Raw genomic sequence first — 25,313 nt, 5'->3', positions numbered from 1 at the left:
CTTCAGGCGACACCTTCTCGGCGGTCCAGCAGTTCCGCCAGCCGGCGCACCGCATGCGCCACGGTCTGCGCCCGCACCGCCGCGCGGTCGCCGTCGAAGCGGCACCGCTGCGTGACGGTTTCGCCGCCCACGCACCAGCCGAACCACACCGTGCCGACCGGCTTGTCGGCACTGCCGCCGCCCGGCCCCGCCACGCCGGTGACGGCCACCGCCACCGAAGCGCTCGACCGGTCCACGGCCCCCTCGGCCATGGCGCGGGCCACCGGCTCGCTCACCGCGCCGTGGGCGGCGATGAGGTCGGCGGGCACACCCAGCAGTTCGGTCTTGGCGTCGTTGGAATAGGTGACGAAGCCGCGCTCGAACCAGGCGCTGGAGCCGGCCAGGTCGGTGCAGGCGGCGGCGATCAGCCCGCCGGTGCAGCTCTCGGCCGTGGCCAGCATCCAGCCCCGGGCGGCCAGCCGGGCCGAAACATGGGTCAAATCAGCCTCCAGCGCTTGATATTCCTGCACATTCAGCTCACTTTTTAATAGCAAACATCACCAGAACCAGCGCCAGAGCGCGATGACCAGCAGCGTGCAGAACGCCGCCACCAGGTCGTCGAACAGGATGCCGAAGCCCCCGCGCCAGCCGAAGCCTTTGAAGCAGCCGTCGGCCCAGCGCACCGGGCCGGGCTTGGCGGCGTCGAAATAGCGGAAGAGCGCGAACGCCGCCATTTGCCCCCAGAAGCCCATGGGCATGGCCAGCCAGAGCACGAGCCAGATGGCGACGATCTCGTCCCACACGATGCTGCCCGGGTCGGCCACGCCCATGTGGCGCGCCGCCACCGTGCAGGCCCACCAGCCCACCAGCAGCGACACGGCGATGACGACGCCGATGGCCAGGGGCGGCAGCCACGCCTGCAGCACCAGATAGGCCAGCCAGCCCCAGGCCGTGCCCACCGTGCCCGGCGCCACGCGCGACAGGCCGCTGCCGAAACCCAGGGCGATGAAATGCGCGGGGTGCGACAGCAGGAAGCCGCGCAGCGCGTGCGGCGCCATGCGGGGAGCGGAATCGGAGGAAGGCATGGATGGCGGGAAGGAGGGGTGGGGATGAAGGTCGATGGTAGCCCGGGCGCGCCCGTCAGCTTCCGGTGGAGGCATGCCGCCTGAGCCCCGCGCCCCACGCCGCGAAGGCCAGCGCCAGGAAGGCGAAGCCCGCCAGCGGCGACAGCCAGCCGACCCAGCCCGGCGCGCCCAGAGGGTCGGGCCGCTGCAGTATGGCCAGGGCCGGGTAGTAGCTCACCGCCGCCAGCGGCACGGCGAAGGTCAGCAGCCGCCGGAACCAGCGGGCGTAGATGGCCAGCGGGTACTGGCCGGCCTCCACGCCGCCATAGGTGAAGACGTTGGCAATCTCCAGGCTCTCCACCGTCCAGAAGGCCAGCGTGCCCTGCAGCACCAGAATGCCCAAAAACAGCGCCACGCCGCCGGCCAGCGCGAAGAGCGCCAGCGCGATGGTGGCGGGCGTCCACGCGATGCCGGCCTGCGCCGTGGCGAAGGCGATCACCAGCGCGGCCTGCAGCAGCCGGCCCAGCCGGCTCAGGCGCACGTCCTGCCCCATGAGCTGCAGCGCCAGCGGGCGCGGCCGCAGCAGCAGCCGGTCGAAGGCGCCGGTGCGCAGCAGCTCGGTGCCCAGCACGTCGAAGCCGCGCCCCAGGCCGTCGGCCACGGCGAACATGGCGTTGACCAGGCCGTAGAACAGCGCCACCTCGCCGATGCCCCAGCCCTGCACCGCGCCGAAGCGGTTGAATAGCGCCCACACGGCGACCACCTCGATGCCTGTGGCGAGGAACTGCCCCACCGTCAGCAGCAGCGCCGAGCCGGGATAGCGCATCTGCCCGGAGAGCGACGCGCCGGCCAGGCGGATGAACAGCGCGAAGGAGCCCATGCTCAGCCGCCCTGGATGTCGAGCCGCGCCAGCGTGCGGGCCAGCGCCACCCGCCCGAGCGTGACCAGCGCGGCGACCCAGAAGGCCTGCAGCGCCAGCCCGCCCAGGGCGTCCCACCCCGCCAGGCGGCCGAAGTAGAGGCGCACGGGAATGTCCAGCAGCCCGGCCAGCGGCTGCACCAGCAGCGCGGCCTGCCAGGCGTCGGGCATGAGCGCCAGCGGCAGCAGGTTGCCCGACAGCACGACCACCGCCGGCACGGCGAAGGCGTTGATGCCCCGCGCATCCAGCGCCGCCGTGGCCGCCACGTTGAGCAGCATCACCAGCGCGGTGGAAAGCCACAGCGCCAGCAGCAGGGACGCGGCGAACAGCACCCCGGCCAACGCCCCGGCCGGCGGCTGCCAGCCCCATTCGGCATGGCCCGCCAGCGGCAGCGCCACGGCGGAAAAGCCCAGCATCAACGCCACACGCGGCAGCACGCGCGCGGCGATCCAGCCGGCCGTGCGCGCAAACCAGAAGGCGTAGGCGTCGACTGGGCGCAGCCGGTCATAGGCCACCGCGCCGGTGCGCACGGCCTGCGCCACTTCGGGGTCGCCGCCCCAGGGCAGCAACGCCAGCAGGCCCTGGGCGATCCAGGTGTAGGTGATGGCCTGCGCCAGCGGCATGGCGCTGCCTCCCCCCTGCCCGCCCGCATAGAACGCGGCCAGCACCATCACCTTGATGCCGCCCCACCAGCACTGGGTGACGAAGCCGGCGAGCGCGGCGGAGCGGTACTGCAGCATCTGCAGAAAGCGCGAGCTGAACGCGGCGGCGTAGGGGCGCCAGCGGGCCGCCGCCCCGGCGTGCGCCGGCCTCATTCGTGCGCTCCGTGCAGGGCGTAGAAGCGCGTGATGACCTCCTCGATGGGCAGCGCCTCCAGGCGGATGTCTTCCACCGCATGGGCCGCCGCCACCTGGGCGATCAGCACGGGTGCGGCCACCACCGTCGGGTCGAACGCCAGCACCAGGCGCTGCGCCTCGCGGGCGTGCACGGCCACGCCCGGCAGCGCCAGGTCGTGCGGCGCGGGGCCGGCGAAGTCCACCACCAGCCGGCGCTCGGCCAGCACCTCTGCGCGCAGCGCATCGACCGGCGCATCGGCCAGCACCCGGCCGTGGCCGATCACGATGACGCGGCTGGCCAGCGCCTCGATGTCGTGCATGTCGTGCGTGGTCAGCAGCACGGTGGTGCCGCGCTCGCGGTTGGCGCGCAGCACGAAGTCGCGCACCGCCAGCTTGGAGGGCGCGTCCAGGCCGATGGTGGGCTCGTCCAGGAACAGGATGGCGGGCTCGTGCAGCAGCGCCGCCGCGATCTCGGCCCGCATGCGCTGGCCCAGCGACAGCTGCCGCACCGGCTGCGCCAGCACGCCTTCGAGCCGCAGCAGCGCGACCAGCTCGTCGCGGGTGGCGCGAAAGCGCACCGGGTCGACGCGGTAGATGTCGCGCAGCAGCGCGAAGCCGTCCTCCACCGGCAGATCCCACCAGAGCTGGCTGCGCTGGCCGAACACCACGCCGATGCCGGCCACGTGCCGCTCCCGGTCGGCAAACGGGTCGCGGCCATCGACCCGCACCGTGCCGCCGTCGGGCCGCAGGATGCCCGAGAGGATCTTGATGGTGGTGGACTTGCCTGCGCCGTTGGGGCCGACGAAGCCCAGCAGCTCGCCACGCTGCAGCGCGAACGTCACGCCCGAGAGCGCCTGCACCGTGCGGTGGCGGCGGTGGACCACACCGCGCACGGCGCCCCAGAGGCCGGGGGCGCGCTCGGCCACGCGGTAGGTCTTGACGAGGTTCTGGACGGCGATGTGCGGCTGCGGCATGGGGGCGCGATGATAGTGCCGGCGGCGGCCGCCCCGGGGGGTCAGTGCCCCCGGCGCGCCAGCACCTCGTCGCGCGGCCCGGCATCGACCACACGCCCGGCCTCCACCACCACGACGGTGTCGAAGCGCGGCAGCAGGCTGGGCCGGTGCACCGAGGCCACGATGCAGGCTGCCGGAAAGGCCGCCGCCATGCGGTCGAACACGCGGGCCTCGGCCTGTGGGTCGAGCGCGCTGGTGGGTTCGTCCAGCAGCAGCAGCGAGCTGCCCTGGGCCGCCAGCGCGCCGCGCGCCAGGGCCAGCCGCTGGCGCTGCCCGCCCGACAGGTTGGCGCCGCGCTCCGTCAACGGGCTCTGCAGCCCGGCCGGCATGCGCTCCAGCACCTCGTCGAACACGCCGGCGTGCACGGCGGACCGCAGCGCGGCGGCGTCGCACGGCTCGCCGAAGGTGAGGTTCTCCTCCACGCTGGCCTCGAACACCTCGGCCTCCTGCGGGATCAGCGTGGCCAGAGTGCGCAGCTCGGCCCAGGGCACGGCGGCGCCGTCGCGCCACAGCGTGCCCTCCTGCGGCGCATAGAGCCCCGCCAGCGTGCGCAGCAGCGTGCTCTTGCCGCCGCCGCTGGGCCCGATGAGCGCCACGCGCGTGCCGCGTTCGAGCCGCAGGTCGATGCCGTGCAGGCCGCCGCGCGTCTCCCCCGCCGTGTCACCCCCTGCGCCCCCCGCTCCGCCATACCGCAGGCTCGCGCCGCGCAGCTCCAGCGTCTGCCACGGCGCATGCGGCGCCACCGTCGGCACGGCGGCGTCGGGGTCGGCGGGCGCGGCCCAGATCGGCTCGGCGCTGCCGTAGTCGGTGTGCATGCGGGCGAAGCTCTGGAAGTTGGACGCCATGCCGCCCACCACCGAGGCGGCCTGCTGCGCGTACTGGTAGATCATGAACACGGTGCCGAGCGCGATGGCCTGGCCCGGCTGCCGGTGCTGCAGCACATAGATGACGACCAGCGCCCAGGTCAGCCCCATGCCCAGCAGGTCGACGGCGAACCATTTGCCCTCGCCCACCATGACGGCGCGGCGCAGCGGCGCCATCACCGCTTGCATGCGCCGGCCCAGCACGCGGCGCGAGGCGGCCTGCAGCCGGAGGCCGATCACCGTGCCGGCGTTGCCCACGAAGTCCAGCAGCGCGGCGGCGTAGCGGCGCTCGGCGTCGTTCTCGGCGCGGGCCAGCTGCATCAGCACGCGGTCGAAGCGCACGATGATGAGCGAGATGACCACGTAGCCCGTCACCGCGATGGCGCCGCTGGTGGCCGACAGCAGCGCCAGCGCGACCAGCGGGCCGACGAAGTTGAAGGCGTTCTGCAGATAGCCGAACTGGCTCTGCGCGAAGTCGGACAGCGCCCGGCTGGCCTGCATCACGCGGTGCTGCAGCTCGCCCGAATGCCGGCCGTCGCGCCAGGCGAGCGGCGCCGCGGCGATGCGGGCGTAGAGCTGGTCGGCCAGCCGCTCGCGCACCCGCACGCCCACGTTGCGCTCCAGCACGCGCCCGGGGCCGTGCAGCAGCCACGACAGCAGGTAGATGCCCAGCAGCGCGAGGATCCAGCGGCCGGCAGCCGCGAGCTGCCCCTGCTGCAGCGCATTGATGGCCTGCGCGGCCAGCCACGGCATGGCCAGGCGCAGCAGCTGCGCGGCCGACAGCAGGCCGGCGGCGCCCAGCAATTGCCCACGCACCCCGTCGGCGTGCCGCCAGAGCGCGCGGAACAGGTCCTGCGCGGCCCGGCGCAGGCTGATGGCGGGCGGGCGGCGGGTGCCGGCGGGCTCTTTGGGGGCGGTGGTGTCGGTCATGGCGTGGGTGAAGCGGCCGGGGCGCCGGCGGCGGGGGCAACGATGCCGGGCCAGCTTTCGGCATGGCGCAGATCCACATGCGCCTGCAGAAAGTCGAGCACGGCGCGGGTGCGCGGCGGCAGCCGGTCGGGCCGGCCCAGGTAGACGGCGTGGATGGGCTCCAGCTCGCCGGTGTCGAAGGCTTCCAGCACGGGCACCAGCCGGCCGCTCTGCAGGTCGTCCCACGCATGGTAGAGCGACAGGCGGGCCAGCCCGGCGCCGTGGATGGCCAGGCGCCGCAGCGCGTCGCCGTCGTTCACCCGCACCGCCTCGCCGATCTCGACCTCCACCCGCTGGCCGGCGACGGTGAAGGGCCAGTGCGGCACGGCGCGCCGGTAGGTCCAGCCCAGGCGGCGGTGGCCGGCCAGCTCATCCGGATGCTGGGGCGTGCCGTGCCGGGCCAGGTAGTCGGGCGAGGCCACGACCAGCTGGCGGGTGCGGCCCAGCAGGCGCGCCACCATGTCGGAGGGCGGCAGCCGGCCCCAGCGGATGGCGATGTCCATTCCGTTCTCGGCCAGGTCCACCACATGGTCGGTGAAGTGCAGCTCCAGCCGCAGCCCCGGATGCGCGGCCAGCAGCGGGCCGGCGAGCGGCGCCAGCACCCGCTGGCCGACCGAGGTGCTGGCGCTGATGCGCACCAGCCCGCGCGGCACGCTGCGCACGGCGACCGCCGCCTCGGCGTCGTCCAGATCGGCCAGCACCTGCTTGGCGCGTTCGCAGAGCTGCCGTCCCTCGGGCGTGAGCTGCACGCGCCGGGTGCTGCGCTGCAGCAGCTGCACGCCCAGGCGCGCCTCCAGCCGCGACATGGTCTTGCTGACGGCCGAGGGCGACACGCCCAGCTGGCGCGCCGCCGCCGACAGGCTGCCGCGCTCGGCCACGATGACCAGCACCTCCAGCTCGCCGGAGCGGTTGGTGTCGGGGTGGGCGATCGACGGGGTGGACGGAGCGGGCTGCATGGGCGGGTGGAGCGAGGGCGCGGTGAGTACGGATGCCGTGGTGGATGCGGGATGTTGTGGCTTGTGCCGCCACGGCACAACCGCGTTGCCATTATTCCGGCTACCGCCTGCGCCGGGGATGGGCCAAAGTGCCGGCATTGCGATTTCCACGGACTTCTTCCATGCCGCTCTCCCTTCTGGCGCTGGCCGCCGGTGCCTTCGGCATCGGCACCACCGAATTCATCATCATGGGGCTGCTCAGCCAGGTCGCGGGCGACCTGCAGGTCTCGATTCCGACCGCCGGCACGCTGATCTCCGGCTATGCCTTCGGCGTGGCCCTGGGCGCGCCGGTGCTCACGCTGCTGACGCGCCGCTGGCCGCGCAAGCGGCTGCTGCTGGCGCTGATGCTGATCTTCATCGCCGGCAATGCCGCCGCGGCGCTGGCGCCCGGCTACGGCTGGCTGATGGCGGCGCGCGTGCTCACCTCGCTCACGCACGGCACCTTCTTCGGCGTGGGCGCGGTGGTGGCGACCGGACTGGTGGCGTCCGAGCGGCGTGCGTCGGCCATCGCGCTGATGTTCTCGGGGCTCACGCTCGCCACGCTGCTGGGCGTGCCGGCGGGCGCCTGGATCGGCCAGCACCACGGCTGGCGCATGGCTTTCTGGGCCGTGGTGGCGGTGGGCGTGGTGGCCCTCGCCATCCTCGCCGCCTTCGTGCCCAGGGACGCGGCCCGCCCTGCCGTGGTGCCGCTGCGCCAGGAGCTGGCGGTGCTGGCGCGCGGCCCGGTGTGGCTGGCCCTGGGTGTGACGGTGTTCGGCTTCGCCGGCGTGTTCGCGCTCTACACCTATGTGGAGCCGCTGCTGACCCAGGTGACGCGCATGGCGGGCGGCCTGGTCGCGCTGACGCTGCTGCTGTTCGGCGCCGGGCTGGCGGCGGGCAACCTGCTGGGCGGCCGGCTGGCCGACCGGGGCGTGGTGCGGGCGCTGGTGCTGTCCATCGCCGCGCTGATGGTCGTGCTGGCGGCGGGGCGCTGGGCCTTCGGCACGCCCGCCGTGGCCATGGCCTACGTGGTGCTGCTGGGCACCGTGGCTTTCGCCACCGTGGCGCCCATGCAGATGCGGGTGCTGCAGCAGGCGGGCGAGAGCGGCGCCAACCTGGCGTCGAGCCTGAACATCGCGGCCTTCAACCTGGGCAACGCGCTGGGCGCCTGGGCGGGCGGCGCCGTGATCGGCGCGGGCCTGGGGCTGCTGTCGGTCAGCTGGGCGGCGGCGGGGCTGACGGCCGTGGGCCTGGTGCTGACGCTCTGGAGCGGGCGCCAGCCGCGTGCCGCGCTCCACGGCATGCCAGGCGGCGCCGGCGCTCAGGCGAAGTGATCGAACGATGCGTAGTGCTGCACCGGCAGCGCCTGGCCGGCGGCATCCACCAGCCGCAGGCCGGGCTCGGCCTCGATGCGGCCGATGCGGGTGACCGGCGCGTCCGCCTGCCGCGCGGCGGCCCGCACCTCGGCGGCCAGGCCGGCCGGCGCGGTGAAGGCCAGTTCGTAGTCGTCGCCGCCGGCCAGGGCGCACTGGCGCCGGGTTTCCACATCGATTTCCAGGTCAAAATGGCCGCCAGCGCTTGATCCACCTGCGCATATAGCTATCAATTCAGTAGCAACCGACGCATCCAGGCGGGCGCCGACCCGCGATGCCGCGAGGATGTGCCCCAGGTCGCCCAGCAGGCCGTCGCTCACGTCGATGGTGCTGGTCGCCACGCCCTGCAGCGCCTGGCCCAGCGCCACGCGCGGGGTGGGCCGCTCCAGCCGCTGGCGGGCAGCGGCCAGGGCCGCGGCGGGCAGCCGGGCGCGGCCGCGCAGCGCTTCCAGCGCCAGCCGCGCATCGCCCAGCGTGCCGCTGACCCAGATGTCGTCGCCCACCTGCGCGCCGCTCCTCAGCAGCGCCCGGCCGGGCGGCACCTCGCCAAAGACGGTGATGCAGATGTTGAGCGGGCCGGCGGTGGTGTCGCCGCCCACCAGTTCGCAGCCGTGCGCATCGGCCAGCGCCAGCAGCCCGCCGGCGAAGGCCTGCAGCCAGGCGGGATCGGCACGCGGCAACGCCAGCGCGAGGGTGAAGGCGAGCGGCCGGGCGCCGCAGGCGGCAAGGTCGCTCAGGTTCACGGCCAGCGCCTTGTGGCCCAGGGCGGCCGGGTCCACGTCGGCGAAGAAGTGGCGCCCCTCCACCAGCATGTCGCTGGACACGGCCAGCTGCATGCCGGGCGCGGGCGCCAGCAGCGCGCAGTCGTCGCCCACGCCCAGCGCGGCGCGGCGCACGGGGCGCTGGAAGAACTGGCGGATCAGGTCGAATTCACCCATGGCGGCTGACTCAGGTACGAAAGTGGAGTGCGCGGATGGTACGGCGCGAACGCCCGTCCTTCACTGGGCCGGCGGCAACGGGGCACGGGCCCGTTGCCGAAAGGCCTCCGGCGATGCGCCCAGGTGGCGGCGGAACATGGCGATGAAGGCCGAGGCGCTGCCGTAGCCCAGGTCGAGCGCGATGGCCTGCACGCTGCGCGGGCCCTGCAGCGCGTCGAGCGCGCGCAGCACGCGCAGCCGCTGGCACCAGGCGCCGAACGACATGCCCAGGTCGCGCTGGCAGCGCCGCGCCAGCGTGCGCTCGGTGGTGTGCACCTCGCTGGCCCACTGCGCCAGCGGCTTGTCGCAGGCCGGGTCCTGCTGCAGCGCGTCGAGCACCTGGCGCAGTGCCGGGTCGGCGGAGAGGGGCAGGTAGCTCTCCTGCGGGCGGCTCTGCGCCAGCTCGTCCAGCAGCACGTCGAAGAGCCGCCCGTCGGCGTCCGTGGCCGGCACGTCGATGCCGCGCTGCTGCAGCGTGGCCAGCAGCGTGCGCGGCAGCGCGCCGAGGGCCAGCGTGCAGGGCTCGGCCGGCATGCGGGCGCTGCGGGCCGCGTCCAGGCACAGCGCGCCGAACGCGCTCTCGTGCCGCGCCGCGCCCACGTGCTCCACGCCCGGCGGAATCCAGACGCCGTGGTGCGGCGGCGCGAGGAAATGCCGGTCGGCGACGGTGATCTCGATCACGCCGCTGAAGGCGTAGATGAGTTCGCCCCAGCCGTGGCGCAGCGAGGGGTAGACGCTGTGCGCCGCGATGGTGGCGGCCCGCAGGTGCACCGGCTGCGGCTCCTGGCCGGCGAAGAGGGGCGGAATGGGCCGGGGCTGCGCGGGGCGCTTGCGGCGGGCGGGTGCGGCTTGTCGGGGTTGCGGCATGGGTTGTCTGGCGTGCTGCATCGGCATCGAGACTGCCGTCCTAGACTGGACTCCTCTTCGTTGCTTCCAGAGGAACCTCCCATGACGCGCCAACCCATTGATGCCTCCGCCGCCGCGCTCATGGTGCTGTTGTGCGGCTGCTGGGGCCTGCAGCAGGTGGCGATCAAGGTGGCGGCGCCGGCGCTGCACCCGGTGCTGCAGGTGGGCTGGCGCTCGCTGGTCGCGGCCGCCCTGCTGATGGCGCTGATGCGCTGGCGCGGGGAGGGGTTTTCGCTGCGCGACGGGCGGCTCGCGCCCGGGCTGCTGGCGGGTCTGCTGTTCGCCAGCGAATTCGTGCTGGTGGCGCTGGGCCTGCTCTACACCAGTGCCTCGCACATGGTGGTGTTCCTCTACACCGCGCCCATCTTCACCGCCCTGGGCCTGCACCTGTGGGTGGCGGGCGAGCGGCTGTCGCGCGGGCAGTGGGCGGGCGTGCTGCTGGCCTTCGCGGGCATCGCCACGGCCTTTTCCGCGGGCTGGGCCGGCAGCGGGCCGGTGGCGGCAAGGGCCCTGCTGGGCGATGCGATGGGCGTGGGCGCCGCGGTGCTGTGGGCGGCCACGACGCTGGTGATCCGCGGCAGCGCGCTGTCGGAGGCGCCGGCCTCGCAGACCCTGCTCTACCAGCTGGTGGTGGCGTCGGTGGTGGGTCTGGTCCTGGGGCTGTGGTGGCAGGGCAGCGCCCCGCGCGCGCCGATGGCGGCCATCACCTGGGCCAGCCTGGCGTTCCAGTCGGTGGCGGTGACCTTCGCCAGCTTCCTGGTGTGGTTCTGGCTGCTGCGCAAGTACCTGGCGTCGCGGCTGTCCGCGTTCTCGTTCCTCACGCCGCTCTTCGGCGTGGGGTTCGGTGTGCTGCTGCTGGGCGAGCGGCTGGCGCCGCAGTTCATCGCAGGCGGCGTGCTGGTGCTGGCGGGCATCGTGCTGGTCAACCTGCGGCGCTGAGCCGCCGGTCGGCGCCGCAGGTCAGCCGGCCATTCCGCGGAACCGTTCGGCCGCCTGGCGGCTGACCTCGGCCAGCAATTGCTCCTCGCGCTGACGCTCGCGCAGCCAGCGGGCATCGTTCTGCCCGGCGGAGGCCTCGCTGTGCAGCATGTGCAGCGCGCCCGAGGCGCCGTGCGCTCCGGCATGGCGGGCGATGTGGTCGAAGGTGTGCAGGATGTGGTCGCGCAGCGGCATGTGGTTGCCGGTGGCCGGGTCCACGTACACCGCCTCCATGCCAAAGCGGCAGGCCTGGAAACGGTTGTAGGTGTAGACCAGGTAGTCGTCTTCGCTGGGGGTGAAGGGCTGCTCGGCCAGGAACCAGGCGCCCAGCGACTGCACGAAGGCCGACAGCGCGGCAGCCCGCTCGATGGTGAGCGGGGTGTCGAAGACGCGGATCTCGATGGTGCCGAATTCGGGCTTGGGGCGGATGTCCCAGTAGAAGTCCTTCATGCTCTTGACCACGCCGGTGTGGGTCATCTTGCCGAAGTAGGTTTCGAAGTCCTTCCACGTCAGCACCATGGGCGCACGGCCCGAGAGCGGGAAGGCGAAGACCGAGTTGAGGCGCGCGGAATCGAACGCCGTGTCCTGCGCCTGCACGAACGGGCTGGAGGCCGACAGCGCGATGAAGTGCGGGATGTAGCGCGACATGCGGTGCAGCATGAGCAGCGCTTCGTCGGCGCTGGGGCAGCCGATGTGCACGTGCTGGCCGAAGATGGTGAACTGCTTGGAGAGGTAGCCGTAGAGCTGCGACAGCTCCTGGAAGCGCGGCTTGTCGTAGATGCGGCGCTCGTGCCACTGCTGGAACGGGTGCGTGCCGCCGCCGACGACGGCGATGTTCAGCTTGTCGGCGCTTTTCACCAGCGCGTCGCGGATCTGCGTGAGCTGGCCCAGCACTTCGCTGCCCGAGTGGCAGATGCCGGTCGAGATCTCGATCATGCTGTTGGTCATCTCGGGCACCACGCTGCCGGGCAGCGGCTGCCTGGCCATCAGGCGCAGCATGTCCTCGGCATAGGGCGCCAGGTCGTAGTCGTGGGTGTTGACGAGCTGCAGTTCCAGCTCGACGCCGAGCGTCAGCGGCTCGGACTGGTGGAAGGCTTCAAGACTCACGGGGGGCGTCTCCGGCGGGGGCGGCGTTCGGATGGGGGGCGGTGGCGGCTCCGGCGGAGCCGGTGCGGGTCAGCGCCGCCCAGGGCTTGGAGCTTTCGCCGGCACGGTAGATGGCGACGGTGGCGATCACCGCGCCCAGCACCTCCATCAGCAGGATGGCGGGCAGCGCCACCCGGGCGATGAGGTGCCCGGTGGAGGCCGAGGCCAGCGCGAACTGCGAGGCGATCAGCAGCGCGATGGAGGACATCGGCGTCATCGCGCAGCTCACCCAGAAGGCTTGCCGCCAGCTGGCGCCGCTGCCCACGTTGCCCACGGCCACGCCCAGCGCCTTGGCCAACAGCCGCACCACGATGAGGGCCACCACCACGCCGGCCACCGGCCCGCTCCAGTCGGCCTGCGCGGCCACGGTGGAGACCAGCACGAACATCAGCATGGTGAGCAGCGAAGACGCGGTGCCCATCTGCCGGGGCCAGGCCCAGGGGCGCGGGTTGAGCTGCTTGAGCAGCATGCCGCCCAGCAGCGCGGCCAGCGGCGCGGAGCCGCCCATGAAGCCCGCGACGGTGGTGGCGGCCGCGATCAGCGTGAGCAGCAGCATGGAGGTGTTCTCGCTGGTCGGGCTCATGAAGCGCAGCGCCATGCGCAGCACCAGCGCCAGCACCGCGCCCACGATGATCGACACGCCCAGCACCACCATCACCGGATAGATGGTGTCGGCCAGGCGCGCCGCCGGGCGATTGATGAGCTCGGCCTGCGCGCTGCCCAGCGTCAGCGCGTACAGGGTGGACAGCGTGGCCAGCACGATGGCGCGGTCGGTCACCGGGCCGGCGGCGCGGGTGTCCTGCACCACGCGGGTCAGGATGGCGGGCGAGGCGGCCAGCGCCACCAGGGCCAGCGGCCCGGCGGCGCGGGGCGGCACGTCCAGCCACATCAGCACCCAGTAGACGGCGAAGTAGGTGAAGGCGGATTCGGCCACACTCTGCACCAGCACCATGGGGTTGTGGCGGAACCAGCGCAGGGGAATGCGGGCGCCGGCCTCGAACAGCACCAGGGCGATGCCGAGCTCGAGCAGGAAGAGGCCGATGCCCTGCAGCGGCCACACCGCCCCGCTGAAGCCCAGCAGCCCCGCCACCGTGCCCACCAGCGTGTAGCCCACCACCTTGGGCAGGCCGGTGTGCCGTTGCACCAGGTAGCCGGCCATGGCGGCCCCGGCCAGCAGCAGCGACCACTGCACCGTGGGCAGCCCGGCCGAGGGGCGCAGCCATTGCGCCCAGAAGCTCATCACCTCATTCATGTCTGGATCATTCCTTGTGGCCATGACGCGGGTGTTGCACCCGCCGTGGAGTTCTCGTGGAAAAAACGATGCGCCAGCGGGCCCGAAGCCGAGCCGCCGCGAAGTCGCCCGAATCTACCCGCCGAAAGCCCTTTCGCTTGTAGGACACGGGCGGCGGCCCTGCCCGGCCCCCCGTCAGCCCGCAGCCCCGCCCGCCGGGTCAGGCCGCCCCGGGCGCGGCGGGGCGGCCGCGTACCGGCATGAAGAAGCTGAGCGGTGCGCGCCAGAGCCGCGAGCGCAGCGCGCGGTAGAGGCGCGACTTCTCGCCGCCGGTGGCGTTCTCGGCCCGCAGCGCCACGCGGAAGGCGAAGTAGAAGCTGACCGACACGTTCAGCGCGCCGATCAGCGGCAGGGAGGCGGCCGCCCACCAGAAGGCCGGCTCGTGCAGCACGCCCATGCCCAGCGACGTGGCAGCCGCGCCCATCTGCCCGGTCGACAGGGTGACGTGGCGCACGTCCAGCCCCAGGCCGAAGAAGGCCGCGAAGGCGGGCACCAGCCCCAGCATGAATCCGAGCGAGATGTTGGCCGCGAAACCCGAGAGGTTGGTGCGCATGAAGCGCGCCCAGCGCACCGCGCGCGCTGCGCCCAGCACCCGCGTGATGCGCGGGTTGAAGCGGATGGCCGAGTCGAGCCGGTGCAGCACGAACCAGTTCTCCGCCCAGCCCGCGATGATGCTGGACGAAAACAGCAGCACGCCGGTGAAGGCGGCGAACAGCAGCGACGGCCCCAGCACGTGCAGCGATTCGAGCACATGGCGGGCATGCACGTGGCTGATGGCCGGCTCGCCGGTGAAATGCGCGATGGCCAGGGTGATGCCGATCACCGCCGGGAACACCACCAGCACATTGCCCAGCACCGCCGCGACCTGCGATCGCACCAGGTGGGTGACCTCGTCCACGAAGGACTCCACCGCCGCGTCGTCCTGCAGGTCTACCAGCTTGGCGGCCATGGCCGGCGCCGTCATGGCGGGCTGCTTGGTGGCGACGGTGAAATGCAGCAGCTGGATCAGCACGAAGCTGGCCGCGTAGTTGAAGCCGGCCCAGAAGCCGCCCCAGAAGGCGGAGAGCGCCAGCGCAGCGAGCGCGAACTTCATCAGCGTGGTGAAGGCCATGACGAGGCCGCCGCCCGCCGCCTTGGCGAACATGGCGCGGTATTCGGCCGCATTGCGGGTGATGTAGTGGCTGCCCGTCTCGGCGCTGCGCTCGGCCACCTTGGCGGCCAGCAGCGAGGTGTTGGAACGCAGCAGCGCACGCAGGCTGCGACGCTCGCGCCCGACGTTCACCAGTCGCGCCATCAGCTGCGCGGCCGTCACGGCCGGCGTGGGCGAGAGCAGGCAGTCGAGCAGCGAGCGCACCCGCAGGATGCGCTCGCGCAGCTGCCGCAGGCGGAACACCAGGCCCACCGAGATGCCGTTGTCGTGGAAGTGCGAATACACCGTGAACGCCGCCGCGCGGCAGGCGTCCAGCCGGTCGCGCAGGCGCAGCACGGCCTCGTCCAGCCGGTCGCTGGTGCGCAGCTGGTGCAGCACCTCGACGCGCAGGCTCTCCACGTCGCGGATCAGCGCATGGAAGGGCTGCGCGTCGCGGGCCGAATCGGCCATGCGCAGGCGCAGCTCGGGCGCGAAGCCGGTGGAGAGGATCTGGCCCGCGCAGTAGGTGATGGCGTCGAGCAGCGAACGCTGCCAGCGCGTGGCGCCCGGCCCCTCCGAGGGCGAGAGCACGGCCAGCAGCCGCCCCAGCAGGGGTTCGTCCAGCGCCGCCAGCCAGCGGGCATCGAAATCGCTGGCCAGCGCCAGCATGAACAGCTCGGACGCGTCGATGGTCTCCGGGCTGGCGGGCAGCAGCTTGTAGCGCAGCCGCTCGCCGATCTCGCTGATGAGCGCAGTGCGGGGCGCGAAGCCAAAGTCGGCCAGCAGGGTGGTGATGTCCACCGTGTGGATCAGCGCCGTCCACCAGGCCTGCACGCGCTCCTGCAGCGAGGGGTCGGCCTCGACCCGCTCCACCAGGGTCTGCAGCCGGCTGACGGCGGCCTCGACCGATCGGCGGTCGCCGCGCACCCAGTCGAGCAGCGCGATCAGCACCAGGTGCCGGTGGGCCAGCGGCGCGGTGGGGTCAAGCGCCGCGAGCAGCGGACCCGGGTCGGCGGGACGCCTCAATGCAGCACCCGGTGGGCCAGCGGCTGGCCGGCGGAGCCATCGCCCACCGCCTCGAGCACGAAAAGGGCGATGGGGCAGCTGAACGACTCGCCGTCCTCGGCCACGCAGAAGTAGCTGCCGTGCATGCTGCCGCTGGCCGTGCGCAGGCGGCAGCCGCTGGTGTACTGGAACGCCTCGCCGGGCTTGAGCAGCGGCTGCTGGCCGACCACGCCCAGGCCCTTGACCTCCTCGGTATGGCCGCGCGCGTCGCTGATGATCCAGTGGCGCGAGATGAGCTGCGCGGGCACCTCGCCCGTGTTGGTGACGGTGATGGTGTAGGCGAAGCTGTACACGCCCTCGGCGGGCGAAGACTGCTCGGGCAAATACTCGGGCTTGACTTCGGCGTGGAACTGGTACTTCGGCATGGTGGCAATGGTAAAGGGTAAGTACCGAGAGGACGGGGCCCCGGGCGGCGGGGTGGCTGCGCGGGCGAAGGCCGGCGCGCGGTCGGGCTCCCAGCCGGCCGCCCGGCCAACTGCGACAATCGCGGCATGAGCCGCCCCTACCGCATCGCCCCCTCCATCCTGTCCGCAGACTTCGCCCGCCTGGGCGACGAAGTGAAGAACGTCATCGCCGCCGGCGCCGACTGGATCCATTTCGACGTGATGGACAACCACTACGTCCCGAACCTGACCTTCGGCCCGATGATCTGCCAGGCGCTGAAGCCCCACGCCAAGACGCTCGAGGGCGTCGCCGTGCCCATCGACGTGCACCTGATGGTGCGGCCGGTGGACGCGCTGGCAGCGGCCTTCGCCGAAGCGGGCGCCGACTACATCAGCTTCCACCCCGATGCCTCGGGCCACGTGCACCGCAGCATCCAGGCGATCCGCTCCAAGGGCGTGAAGGCCGGCCTGGTGTTCAACCCCGCCGAGCCGCTGGACGTGCTCGACTGGGTGATCGACGACCTCGACCTGATCCTGCTGATGAGCGTCAACCCCGGCTTTGGCGGGCAGAGCTTCATCGACTCCGCCCTGCGCAAGACCGAGGCCGTGCGCCGCCGCATCGACGCCTGCGGCAAGGACATCCGCCTGGAAGTCGACGGCGGCATCAAGGAGACCAACATCCGCCAGGTGGCCGATGCCGGAGCCGACACCTTCGTGGCGGGCAGCGCCATCTTCGGCAAGCCCGATTACCGGGCCGTCATCGACACGATGCGCGCCGCGCTGGCCTGAACGGCCTCCACCGGGCCGCCCAGGCCGCCCGGAAGATCAGGACGCCGGACGCGGCTGGGGCGGCATGGGCTGGGCGCCGCCTTCGGGCATGGGGCGCGGCTCGGGCTTGCCATCAGGGCCGTGCTTCGGGCCGTGCTTGTGGTGGTCCTTCCGGCCGTCCTTGTCCTTCTTCTTTTTGTCCTTCTTGTCCTTTTTCTTCTTGTCCTTGTGATCGGGATGGGGCGGCATGGGCTTGTCCATGCCGTCGCGCATGGGCATGGGCACGGCGCCGGGCGTGCCCGCCGGAACCTGGGTCTGCGCTTCCAGCAACACGCCGCCACCGCCCACCGAACCCGACATCGGGCCGCTCTTCACGCGGGCGATGCAGGCGTCACGGTCCATCGGCTCGCGGAACACCGTGCAGCGCTGCTCGGCATTGCGTTGGTAGTCCATGTCGGCAGCCGGCGCCAGCTGGCCGGAGCGCATCGCCTGCCGCGCTGCAGCCGCTTCCTGCAGGCAGGCCGAGCGGCTGTCCGGTGCGGAAAGCTGTGCGCAGGCGGCGCGGTCTTCCTGGTAGGTGCTGCCTGCATCACCCCGTGCCGGAGCGGCGTGGGTGAAGCCCGCGGCGGCCATCAGAGCGATGGCTGGCACGGCGCGAATGATCTGGTTGAAGCGCATGTCCGGTACTCCCTTGGTTGAAGACGATACGAGCGCAGACGATAGGCAGCCTGGCTCGCTGGGTCTGTCGGACAGCCTGCACGGGCGAGGTCAGCCGCCAACGGGGCCTACGACGGGCCGCCTTTCGCCACGAGGAAAGGGCGGCGCTCCGCGAACGGGAGAAGGATGATCGACGGGAGCATGCAGCGGCGCTAGCCCAGCGCCGGCAGGGAGCCCGGGGCTCCCTGTGGCGGGTGATGGAAGGGTCTCGAGCCAGTGCGTAGCGCCCAGGGAGCGGGCGCTGCAAACGAGGCGCTAGCGCCTCTGGCGGTCAGCGCGGCGAGGCGGGCACCGTGGTGACGGTTTCGCGCAGCACGCCGCCGCCGCTGACCGAGCCCTGGGTGTTGCCGCCCCGCACGCGGTCCACGCAGGCCGCCTTGTCGGCCGCGTCGGTGAACGACGCGCAGCGCTGCAGCGCGTTGTTGTCGTAGTTGCCCGGTTCGGCACTGGCCAGCTGGCCGTTGCGTGCGGCTTGCTGGGCGGCCCCGGCTTCGTGGATGCAGGCGGCCTTGCTTTCAGCCGAGCTGATCTGTGCGCAGGCGGCGCGGTCCTGCTGGTAGGTGTGGGAACGGGCGCCGTCACCCGGTGCGGCATAGGCGGCGCCGGCGGTGGCGAGCAGGACGGCGGGAAGGCAACGGGCGAGGGACAGCAGACGCATGGCGGATTCCTTGGAAGTTGGTGAAGTCGCCACCAGCGTAGGCGCGCGCCCTGCACGCCGTTGTCGGACGGATCAGACACACCGTGCCGGCCATCGTGCGCGTGAGGCGCACGCCCTGCCGCTCAGGGCCACCGCCGCGCCCGCGCCAAGTCACCGCACCATGCAGGGCCGCTTGTTGTCGAACTTCCACCCGGGGATCAGGTACTGCATGCCCTGCGCATCGTCGCGCGCGCCCAGGCCGTGCTGCAGGTAGAGCTGGTGCACACGCTCGACCGCATCCATGTCCAGCTCGATGCCCAGGCCGCCGCGCTGCGGCAGCTCGACATGGCCGCCCCGGATCTGCAGCGGGTCCTTGGTGAGGTACTGGCCGTCCTGCCAGATCCAGTGCGTGTCGATGGCGGTGACGCGGCCCGGCGCAGCGGCGCCCACGTGCGTGAACATGGCCAGGGACACGTCGAAATGGTTGTTGGAATGCGAGCCCCAGGTCAGCCCGAAGGCCTGGCAGAGCTGCGCCACGCGCACCGAGCCGGCCATGGTCCAGAAGTGGGGGTCGGCCAGCGGAATGTCGACCGATTGCAGCGACAGCGAATGCGCCATCTGGCGCCAGTCGGTGGCGACCATGTTGGTGGCCGTGGGCAGGCCCGTGGCGCGGCGGAATTCCGCCATCACCTCGCGGCCCGAGAAGCCCTCCTCGGCGCCGCAGGGGTCTTCGGCGTAGGCCACCACGCCGTGCAGGTCGCGCATCAGCCGCACCGCGTCCTTGAGCAGCCAGCCGCCGTTCGGGTCGAGCGTGACGCGGGCCTGCGGGAAGCGCTCGTGCAGCGCGCGCACGGCCTGCACCTCGTCCTCGCCGCGCAGCACGCCGCCCTTGAGCTTGAAGTCCTCGAAGCCGTAGCGCTCGTGCGCGGCTTCCGCCAGCCGCACGATGGCCTCGGGCGTCATGGCTTTTTCGTGCCGCAGGCGCTGCCAGTCGCTGGCGGCGCCGGCGTCCGACTGGTAGGGCAGATCGGTCAGCTCGCGGTCACCCACGTAGAACAGATAACCGAGCATCTGCACCGACGTGCGCTGCACGCCCTCGCCCAGCAGGGCGGCCACGGGCACGCCCAGGTGCTGGCCCAGCAGGTCGAGCAGGGCCGACTCCGCGGCGGTGACCGCGTGGATCGCCGTGCGCAGGTCGAACGTCTGCAGGCCGCGCCCCCCACTGTCGCGGCCTTCGAAGGCCTGGCGCATGGCGTTCAGCACCGCGTTGTAGCCGCCGATGGGTTGGCCGACGATGAGCGGGCGCGCGTCTTCCAGCGTCTGGCGGATCTTTTCGCCGCCCGGAACCTCGCCCACGCCCACACGGCCGGCGTTGTCGGTGAGCACCAGCAGGTTGCGCGTGAAGAACGGGGCGTGCGCACCGCTCAGGTTGAGCAGCATGCTGTCGTGCCCCGCGACGGGGATGACGCGCATCTGGGCGACGACGGGTGTGGCGGACGGAGAGGAAAGGGAGTGCGGGGACGTCATGGTGCAGCCGGACGATGTCGAAGAAAAAAAGGGGGCGGTGGAAAACGCGGGTCGATCAGTTGGCCGTGATGCCGCCGGTGTCGATCACCTGCTTCCACCGGGCGAATTCCTTGGCCTGGAACTGCGTGAACTGTTCGGGCGTGTTGCCGACGATCTCCAGCCCCGCGTCGGTGAACTGCTTGGTCAGGGCCGGGTCCTTCAATGCCTTGATGATGCCCGCATGCAATTGGGCCCGCACGTCGGCCGGCAGGTTCTTGGGCGCCGCGATGCCCTGCCACGCATAGACGTCGACGCCCTGCACGCCGGCCTCGGCCATGGTGGGGACGTCGGGCAGCACGGGCGAGCGCTTGTCGCCCGTCACCGCGATGGCCTTGAGCTTGCCCGAGCGGATGTGCGCGATGACGGTGTTCACGTTCTGGAACGACATGTCCACCTGGCCGCCCAGCAGGTCGGTCACGGCCGGGGCGCCGCCCTTGTAGGGAATGTGCAGGCCCTTGGTGCCCGTCTTCTGCCAGAAGAGTTCGGCCGTGAGGTGGTCCGAAGAGCCCGCCCCGGAGGTCGCGAAGCTGACCGTGCCAGGCTTGGCCTTGAGCAGGGCGATGGCGTCCTGCACGCTGTTCACCTTGGACGCCAGGGGCGGGCTGACCACCAGCACGTTGGGCGTCTGCACGGCGATGGTGAGATAGGTGAAGTCCTTGAGCGGGTCGTAGGGCAGGCCCTTGATGAGGTGCGGCGCCACCACGAACGGGGCCAGCGACGAGACCAGCAGCGTGTATCCATCGCCCGGCGCGCGCGCCACCTGCGCGGCGCCGATGCTGCCCGTGGCGCCCGCCTTGTTGTCCACCACGAACGGCTGCTTGAACTGTTCGCCCAGGTGGTTGCCCACCGCGCGGGCAATAGTGTCGGTGGAGCCACCCGCGGGGAACGGAACGATGATTGTGACGGACTTGTCGGGCCAGGCCCAGGCGGACGTCGCCAGGCACAGGGTGGCCAGTCCCGCGCACAGGGCGTTCCGGGCGGCTTTGAGGGTGTTCATTGGAGGTCTCCTTGATGTGGAAGGCACGGCCATCTCAGGAAACCGCACCAAGATAACGATAACAATCGAACAAGACGCCATTGTTAACGTGAACATTCAACCGATCATGGGTACTTACCCGCATGGCCGCCGCATCGCCATTGCACACGCCCGGGTCGATAGGCAGGCGGCTGCCTTTCTTACAATGGCACGGCCCGGTGCCGGCGCTTTCGACACAGGGACGTCCACCGCTGGCAGCGCCTTCGCCCACTCTTCGCCCGCTCCTTTCACCGTTACCTCCCCCGGCCCCTGCCCCGACGCAGCGCCCGCCATGAAACCCATCAGCAAGCCCGCCACCGTGCAGGACGTCGCCGCCCTGGCCGGCGTGTCGGCCATGACCGTTTCCCGGGCACTGAACACGCCGGACAAGGTGACGCCTGCCACGGCCGCCCGGGTGCGCGCGGCCGTGGACGCGCTGGGCTATGTGCCCAACGCCATGGCCAGCGGCCTGCGGCGGGCGCGGGCCCGCATGGTGGCGGCCCTGCTGCCCACGCTGGTCGGCCCGGTGTTCCAGGAACTGGTCGAGTCGCTGGCCGCGTCGCTCAACCGCCACGGCTATCAGCTGATGATCGGCCAGGCGGGCTATGACGCGGCGCAGGAAGAAGCCTGGATCAAGGCGGTCATCCAGCGCCGCCCCGACGGCATCGTGCTGGTGGGGGTGGTGTCGTCGCCCGGCGCCCGCAGCGCGCTGCTGGCCTCGCACATTCCGGTGGTGGAGACATGGGACTTCACCGACGACCCCGTGGACATGCTGGTCGGCTTCTCGCACGTCGCGCTGGGCGAGCGGGTGGCCCAGTTCCTGCACGACCAGGGCCATCGCCGCGTGGCCATCATCACCGGCGACGACGCCCGCGCGCGCGCCCGGGCCGAGGCCTTCATCGCCCGCTCCAAGGCGCTGGGCGCGGCGTCAGCCCAGTGCTTTTTCACCTCCGCGCCCAGCACCCTGGGCGCGGGCCGCAAGGGGCTGGCCCACCTGGTGCGCACGGCGCCCGGCCTCTCCGGCGTGTTCTGCAGCTCCGACAGCCTGGCCCTGGGCGCATCGATCGAAGCACAGCACCAGGGCATCGCCGTGCCCGGCCAGTTGGCCATCATCGGCATGGGCGACCAGAGCTTCGCCCAGGACGCGCAGCCTGCGCTCACCACCGTGCGGCTGGACGGCACCCGCATCGGCGAGCTGGCGGCCGAGCTGATGATGGCCCGCGCCGAGGGCCGGCCCGTCGCACAGCGGGTGGTGGACGTGGGCTTCGACATCGTGGTGCGCAGCAGCACCTGAGGGCATGCCGCCCCGGGGCCCGCCCGCTGCCGGCGCGGGCGGATGGGCTCCGCACCGTGCCTGCCAACGATCCCTCCGCCCCTCCCCCGCCCCGCGAGGGGCCGCCAAAGCACGCTCAGCGCAGCTTGATGCCGATGGCCTGGTTCCGGTCCGCCACCTGCACCGCTGCCGCAGGGAAGTCGGGCGGCCCGAAGAGACCCATCACGTTGTTGGAAAACCCGTAGCGCTCCGTCGGCATGCCGACGAGGTTGGTGTCGAGCTTGCCGTTGGAATTCTCGTCGGCGAACGCGACGAAGGCATACGTGCCGGCGGCCAGATCCTTGAACGAGACCACCGTGGGATCGCCCTGCGCGGCCGCGATCTCGGTGCGCGAGGGCTTGTTGGCTTTCATCGCCTCAGCGCTCGGGTAGACGGCGACGAAGACGCGGCTGGGCGCTGCCGGCAAGTTTTCGATGCCGATCGAGATATCCGCCGCCTCGGCGCCCGCCAGGGCCCACAGTGACACGACAAGAGTGGAGAGCTTTTTCACGGCAGGAGGTGTTTCATTGAACATGGCATCCCGCATGATTGCATCGATCACCCGCGCGATCCAACTCTGCACGGCGCTTGCGGCTCGCAAGGGAGCAGAGGATCCGGTCACTCCGCTACGGTGGGATAGCCGCTGGCGCCGCCTCTCTGCGACCCTCTCCACGGCCTCGGACCCCACCAATATTCCGCCTGACGGAATCAGCCAGGCGGTTGCTGATGGCGGAAATGACGACAATTCGTGCCTTTTGCCGCCCCATGGCAGCCAGGAATGAATGGATGAACCGGTTCAGTATTTCCGCACGCCTGATGGCGCTGCTAGCCGCTCTGTGCGCGATCGTGGCCATCGTGGGGGCGATCGGCCTTTCAGGGCTGGGCCGGGCCAACGAAGGGCTCAAGTCGGTGTATGACGACCGAGTCGTGCCCCTCAACGAGATCAAGATCGTCGCGGACCGGTACGCGGTCAACATCGTCGATACCGCCCACAAGGTGCGGGATGGCTCGATGACCTCCGAGCAAGGCGTCCGTTCGATCCAGGAGGCGCGCAAGGACATCGACGCGCAATGGGGCACGTATCTGCAGACCAGGCTGCTGCCTGAAGAGGTGCGGCTGGTCGAGCAGTTCAAGCCCCTGCGCGCCAGGGCTGACGCGGCCACCGAGACCCTGCTGGGGCTCGTGCGGGCGAGCGATCAGGCCGGCGTCGCTGCCTTCGCAGCGAAGGACATGTATCCGGCCATGGATCCGCTGCAGGATGTATTGGGCCAGCTCATGCGCATACAGCTGACCCAGGCCAAGGCCGAGTACGACACCGCCGCCGCCAGTTACCGCAAGATCCAGACGATCACCATCTTGTCGGTCGCCGCCGCCGTACTGCTCGCGGCCCTCATTGGCGGCGCGATGATCCGGCAGATCTCCCGCTCTCTGAACAGCGCCGTGGACGTGGCGGCCACCGTGGCGCGCGGAGATCTCACCCCCGAAATCGCGGTGAGCGGGCGCGATGAAATCGCACGGCTGATGACAGGGCTGGCCTCGATGCGGGACAACCTGGCCGCCGTCGTTGCCGGCGTGCGCGGCAACGCCCAGGGCGTTGCGTCGGCCAGCTCGCAGATCGCGGCGGGCAACACCGATCTCTCCAGCCGCACGGAGGAGCAGGCCAGCGCGCTTCAGCAGACCGCAGCGTCGATGGAAGAACTCAGCTCCACCGTGAAGCAGAACGCCGAACACGCCCAGAAGGCCAACCAGCTCGCCCAGGAGGCCGCGACCGTCGCCGGCGAGGGGGGCAAGGTGGTGTCGGAGGTGGTGGAGACCATGCAAGGCATCAACGACAGCAGCCAGAAGATCGCCGACATCATCGGCGTCATCGACGGGATTGCGTTTCAGACCAACATCCTGGCGCTGAACGCGGCAGTGGAGGCGGCCCGCGCGGGCGAGCAGGGACGCGGGTTCGCAGTCGTCGCCACCGAGGTCCGCACGCTGGCCCAGCGCAGCGCTACCGCCGCCAGGGAGATCAAGGAACTGATCACCGCCAGCGCGCAGCGGGTGGAGCGAGGATCGGCATTGGTGGGCAAGGCCGGGACGACGATGACTCAGGTGGTCGCCGCGATCAGGAGCGTGACCGACATCATGGGAGAGATCAGCGCGCAAGCACGGAACAGAGCCAGGGGGTGTCCCAGGTCGGAGATGCGGTCACGCAGATGGATCAGGTCACCCAGCAGAACGCCGCGCTGGTGGAAGAGATGGCTGCCGCGGCCGGAAGCCTCAGCCATCAGGCGAGAGCGCTGGTCGCGGCCGTGGAGGTGTTCAGGCTGCCCGGTGCGCCCATGGCCCATCGGCTCATCGCAACGCCAGCCCAGCCGTCTTGATGGCTTGCGCATAGCGCGGTTGCTCCGCCTGAAGGCTGGCCGCCAGGTCGGCCGGGGAGCCACCCGCCACCTTGAAGCCTTGCGCTTCCAGCTGAGCGCGGACCTCGGGCGACTGCAGTACCGTCGCGATGTCTCGGTTGATCTTGGCGACGACGGCCGTCGGCGTACCCGCCGGAGCGAAATAGCCTTGCCAGCTTTCCACGGAAAACCCTGACGGCCCCCCTGCCTCGGCCACGGTCGGCACATCGGGCAGCGCCGGCGAGCGGTAGGAGGTCGTCACCGCCAGCGCGCGCAGCTTGCCGGCGCGCACATAGTCGGTCACCGCCGCCAGCGTGATGAGCGTGGCGTTGGTATGGCCAGCCAGCACGTCCAGCGTGGCGGGCCCGCCGCCGGGGTAAGGGATGTAGTTCACCTTCGCCCCCGTTTCCTGCGCGAGGATTTCGTGCGCCACGTGGGCGATGCCGCCATTGCCCGGCAGGCCCAGGCTGATGCTTTCGGGTTGGCTCTTCGCGCGCGCCACGTAGTCGGCCAGGCTGGTGATCCCGGTGCCCGGATGCACTACCAGGATCTGCGGATTCACCACCGCCTTGATGACGGGAACAAAGCTCTTTTGCGTGTCGTAAGGCAGATCGCGGAACAGGATGCCGTTGAGCGTGATGCCTTCCCCCTGCTGCAGCAGCGTATAGCCGTCGGGCGCGGCCTTGGCCACGCGCCCTGCGCCGATGGTGCCGCTGGCTCCGGCGATGTTCTCCACGATCACGCTTTGGCCCCAGAGCGCCCCGAGCTTGTCGGCCAGCGTGCGCGTGAGTTTGTCCGCGCTGCCGCCGGGCGCCACGGGCACCACGATGCGCACCGGCTTGGACGGAAAGCCTGCGGCGGTATCGGGTGCCGCATGCGCGCTGGCGGCGTAGGAGCCCAGTCCCGCCAGTGCGGCGAGCACGAGTGCTGCGTTGGTTGCGGTGGTCGCGTTGACGAGGGGGGTGAAACGAAAAGAGAGCATGGCGTGGGTCTGGGCAGCCGCAGCCACCGGAGTGGAGGGAGGGCACGGAGAAAAGAAGACCCGA

23 protein-coding genes and 1 pseudogene are annotated in these 25,313 nt (G+C 71.4%); 5 read left to right on the top strand and 19 right to left on the bottom strand.

What is annotated here, in order from left to right; all coding sequences use genetic code 11:
* Window positions 1-2: 2 nt before the first annotated feature.
* From ABWV53_RS03365 to ABWV53_RS03335, 7 genes are read right to left on the bottom strand one after another with little or no spacing between them, the layout of a single operon-like run.
* Window positions 3-479 (bottom strand): CinA family protein, encoded by a 477-nt coding sequence (locus ABWV53_RS03365; protein WP_502903826.1) that lies wholly within the window; start codon window positions 477-479, stop codon window positions 3-5.
* A gap of 57 nt (window positions 480-536) precedes the next feature.
* Window positions 537-1,064 carry a phosphatidylglycerophosphatase A family protein gene (locus ABWV53_RS03360; protein ID WP_353362954.1) on the bottom strand — a complete coding sequence of 176 codons (528 nt, stop codon included), beginning with the start codon at window positions 1,062-1,064 and terminating at the stop codon, window positions 537-539.
* Between the two features lie 55 nt (window positions 1,065-1,119).
* Window positions 1,120-1,923, bottom strand: coding sequence for an ABC transporter permease (locus ABWV53_RS03355; protein WP_353362952.1), 804 nt, complete (start codon window positions 1,921-1,923; stop codon window positions 1,120-1,122).
* Between the two features lie 2 nt (window positions 1,924-1,925).
* Complete coding sequence (locus ABWV53_RS03350) at window positions 1,926-2,777, bottom strand: ABC transporter permease (protein WP_353362950.1); 852 nt, start codon at window positions 2,775-2,777, stop codon at window positions 1,926-1,928.
* Window positions 2,774-3,772, bottom strand: a complete 999-nt coding sequence (locus tag ABWV53_RS03345) for an ABC transporter ATP-binding protein (protein ID WP_353362948.1) — start codon at window positions 3,770-3,772, stop codon at window positions 2,774-2,776. The genes ABWV53_RS03350 and ABWV53_RS03345 overlap by 4 nt, the downstream gene beginning before the upstream one ends.
* Window positions 3,773-3,813: 41 nt before the next feature.
* Complete coding sequence (locus tag ABWV53_RS03340) at window positions 3,814-5,604, bottom strand: ATP-binding cassette domain-containing protein (RefSeq protein ID WP_353362946.1); 1,791 nt, start codon at window positions 5,602-5,604, stop codon at window positions 3,814-3,816.
* The gene (locus ABWV53_RS03335) at window positions 5,601-6,599 is read right to left on the bottom strand and encodes a LysR family transcriptional regulator (protein WP_353362943.1); all 999 of its coding nucleotides are present in this window, start codon (window positions 6,597-6,599) and stop codon (window positions 5,601-5,603) included. The genes ABWV53_RS03340 and ABWV53_RS03335 overlap by 4 nt, the downstream gene beginning before the upstream one ends.
* 161 nt (window positions 6,600-6,760) lie before the next feature.
* Between ABWV53_RS03335 and ABWV53_RS03330 the strand changes: the two genes are divergently transcribed.
* Window positions 6,761-7,951: an MFS transporter gene (locus tag ABWV53_RS03330; protein ID WP_353362941.1), complete on the top strand. Its 1,191-nt coding sequence runs from the start codon at window positions 6,761-6,763 to the stop codon at window positions 7,949-7,951.
* On the opposite strand, the gene thiL is transcribed toward ABWV53_RS03330, so the two are convergent.
* Both thiL and ABWV53_RS03320 read right to left on the bottom strand, forming a co-directional pair.
* A complete protein-coding gene (gene thiL, locus ABWV53_RS03325; protein ID WP_353362939.1) occupies window positions 7,939-8,928 on the bottom strand; it encodes a thiamine-phosphate kinase in 990 nt (329 codons plus the stop codon). The genes ABWV53_RS03330 and thiL overlap by 13 nt on opposite strands.
* 60 nt (window positions 8,929-8,988) lie before the next feature.
* A complete protein-coding gene (locus ABWV53_RS03320; RefSeq protein ID WP_353362937.1) occupies window positions 8,989-9,834 on the bottom strand; it encodes an AraC family transcriptional regulator in 846 nt (281 codons plus the stop codon).
* An 81-nt stretch (window positions 9,835-9,915) separates the two neighbouring features.
* On the opposite strand from ABWV53_RS03320, the gene ABWV53_RS03315 reads away from it, so the two are divergent.
* Window positions 9,916-10,812: a DMT family transporter gene (locus ABWV53_RS03315; protein ID WP_353362934.1), complete on the top strand. Its 897-nt coding sequence runs from the start codon at window positions 9,916-9,918 to the stop codon at window positions 10,810-10,812.
* A 21-nt stretch (window positions 10,813-10,833) separates the two neighbouring features.
* Here the strand turns inward: ABWV53_RS03315 and ABWV53_RS03310 are convergent, their stop codons facing one another.
* The 4 genes from ABWV53_RS03310 to apaG all read right to left on the bottom strand — a co-directional run bounded on the left by ABWV53_RS03310 (window position 10,834) and on the right by apaG (window position 15,847).
* Window positions 10,834-11,958, bottom strand: coding sequence for a YbdK family carboxylate-amine ligase (locus ABWV53_RS03310; protein ID WP_353362932.1), 1,125 nt, complete (start codon window positions 11,956-11,958; stop codon window positions 10,834-10,836).
* Window positions 11,948-13,249 carry a cation:proton antiporter gene (locus tag ABWV53_RS03305; RefSeq protein ID WP_353362930.1) on the bottom strand — a complete coding sequence of 434 codons (1,302 nt, stop codon included), beginning with the start codon at window positions 13,247-13,249 and terminating at the stop codon, window positions 11,948-11,950. Before ABWV53_RS03305 ends, ABWV53_RS03310 begins: the two co-directional genes overlap by 11 nt.
* A gap of 199 nt (window positions 13,250-13,448) precedes the next feature.
* Window positions 13,449-15,443, bottom strand: coding sequence for a transporter-like protein TlpB (gene tlpB / locus ABWV53_RS03300; protein ID WP_353362928.1), 1,995 nt, complete (start codon window positions 15,441-15,443; stop codon window positions 13,449-13,451).
* On the bottom strand, window positions 15,440-15,847 hold the full coding sequence (gene apaG / locus ABWV53_RS03295) for a Co2+/Mg2+ efflux facilitator ApaG/CorD (protein WP_353362926.1): 408 nt from the start codon (window positions 15,845-15,847) through the stop codon (window positions 15,440-15,442). The genes tlpB and apaG overlap by 4 nt, the downstream gene beginning before the upstream one ends.
* 126 nt (window positions 15,848-15,973) lie before the next feature.
* Here apaG and rpe point away from each other — a divergent pair, with 126 nt between their 5' ends.
* Window positions 15,974-16,654 carry a ribulose-phosphate 3-epimerase gene (gene rpe, locus ABWV53_RS03290; RefSeq protein WP_353362924.1) on the top strand — a complete coding sequence of 227 codons (681 nt, stop codon included), beginning with the start codon at window positions 15,974-15,976 and terminating at the stop codon, window positions 16,652-16,654.
* A 36-nt stretch (window positions 16,655-16,690) separates the two neighbouring features.
* On the opposite strand, the gene ABWV53_RS03285 is transcribed toward rpe, so the two are convergent.
* The 4 genes from ABWV53_RS03285 to ABWV53_RS03270 all read right to left on the bottom strand — a co-directional run bounded on the left by ABWV53_RS03285 (window position 16,691) and on the right by ABWV53_RS03270 (window position 20,550).
* Window positions 16,691-17,311: a hypothetical protein gene (locus ABWV53_RS03285; protein ID WP_353362922.1), complete on the bottom strand. Its 621-nt coding sequence runs from the start codon at window positions 17,309-17,311 to the stop codon at window positions 16,691-16,693.
* Between the two features lie 310 nt (window positions 17,312-17,621).
* The gene (locus ABWV53_RS03280) at window positions 17,622-18,008 is read right to left on the bottom strand and encodes a hypothetical protein (RefSeq protein ID WP_353362920.1); all 387 of its coding nucleotides are present in this window, start codon (window positions 18,006-18,008) and stop codon (window positions 17,622-17,624) included.
* Window positions 18,009-18,158: 150 nt separating this feature from the next.
* The gene (gene gudD, locus ABWV53_RS03275; RefSeq protein ID WP_353362918.1) at window positions 18,159-19,514 is read right to left on the bottom strand and encodes a glucarate dehydratase; all 1,356 of its coding nucleotides are present in this window, start codon (window positions 19,512-19,514) and stop codon (window positions 18,159-18,161) included.
* Window positions 19,515-19,569: 55 nt separating this feature from the next.
* Window positions 19,570-20,550 (bottom strand): Bug family tripartite tricarboxylate transporter substrate binding protein, encoded by a 981-nt coding sequence (locus tag ABWV53_RS03270; protein ID WP_353362916.1) that lies wholly within the window; start codon window positions 20,548-20,550, stop codon window positions 19,570-19,572.
* A 310-nt stretch (window positions 20,551-20,860) separates the two neighbouring features.
* Here ABWV53_RS03270 and ABWV53_RS03265 point away from each other — a divergent pair, with 310 nt between their 5' ends.
* Window positions 20,861-21,862 carry a LacI family DNA-binding transcriptional regulator gene (locus ABWV53_RS03265; protein ID WP_353362914.1) on the top strand — a complete coding sequence of 334 codons (1,002 nt, stop codon included), beginning with the start codon at window positions 20,861-20,863 and terminating at the stop codon, window positions 21,860-21,862.
* Between the two features lie 115 nt (window positions 21,863-21,977).
* Here ABWV53_RS03265 and ABWV53_RS03260 read toward each other — a convergent pair whose 3' ends face one another.
* Window positions 21,978-22,463, bottom strand: coding sequence for a DUF2141 domain-containing protein (locus ABWV53_RS03260; RefSeq protein ID WP_353362912.1), 486 nt, complete (start codon window positions 22,461-22,463; stop codon window positions 21,978-21,980).
* A 203-nt stretch (window positions 22,464-22,666) separates the two neighbouring features.
* Between ABWV53_RS03260 and ABWV53_RS03255 the strand changes: the two are divergent.
* Window positions 22,667-24,249 (top strand): annotated as a pseudogene (locus ABWV53_RS03255) (methyl-accepting chemotaxis protein).
* On the opposite strand, the gene ABWV53_RS03250 reads toward ABWV53_RS03255, so the two are convergent.
* The gene (locus ABWV53_RS03250) at window positions 24,221-25,249 is read right to left on the bottom strand and encodes a tripartite tricarboxylate transporter substrate binding protein (protein WP_353362910.1); all 1,029 of its coding nucleotides are present in this window, start codon (window positions 25,247-25,249) and stop codon (window positions 24,221-24,223) included. The pseudogene ABWV53_RS03255 and the gene ABWV53_RS03250 overlap by 29 nt on opposite strands.
* Between the last annotated feature and the right edge of the window lie 64 nt (window positions 25,250-25,313).

Source organism: Acidovorax sp. FG27 (genome assembly GCF_040365715.1).
GTDB lineage: Bacteria > Pseudomonadota > Gammaproteobacteria > Burkholderiales > Burkholderiaceae_C > Paracidovorax.
This window is presented reverse-complemented; position numbering and strand designations above follow the sequence as displayed.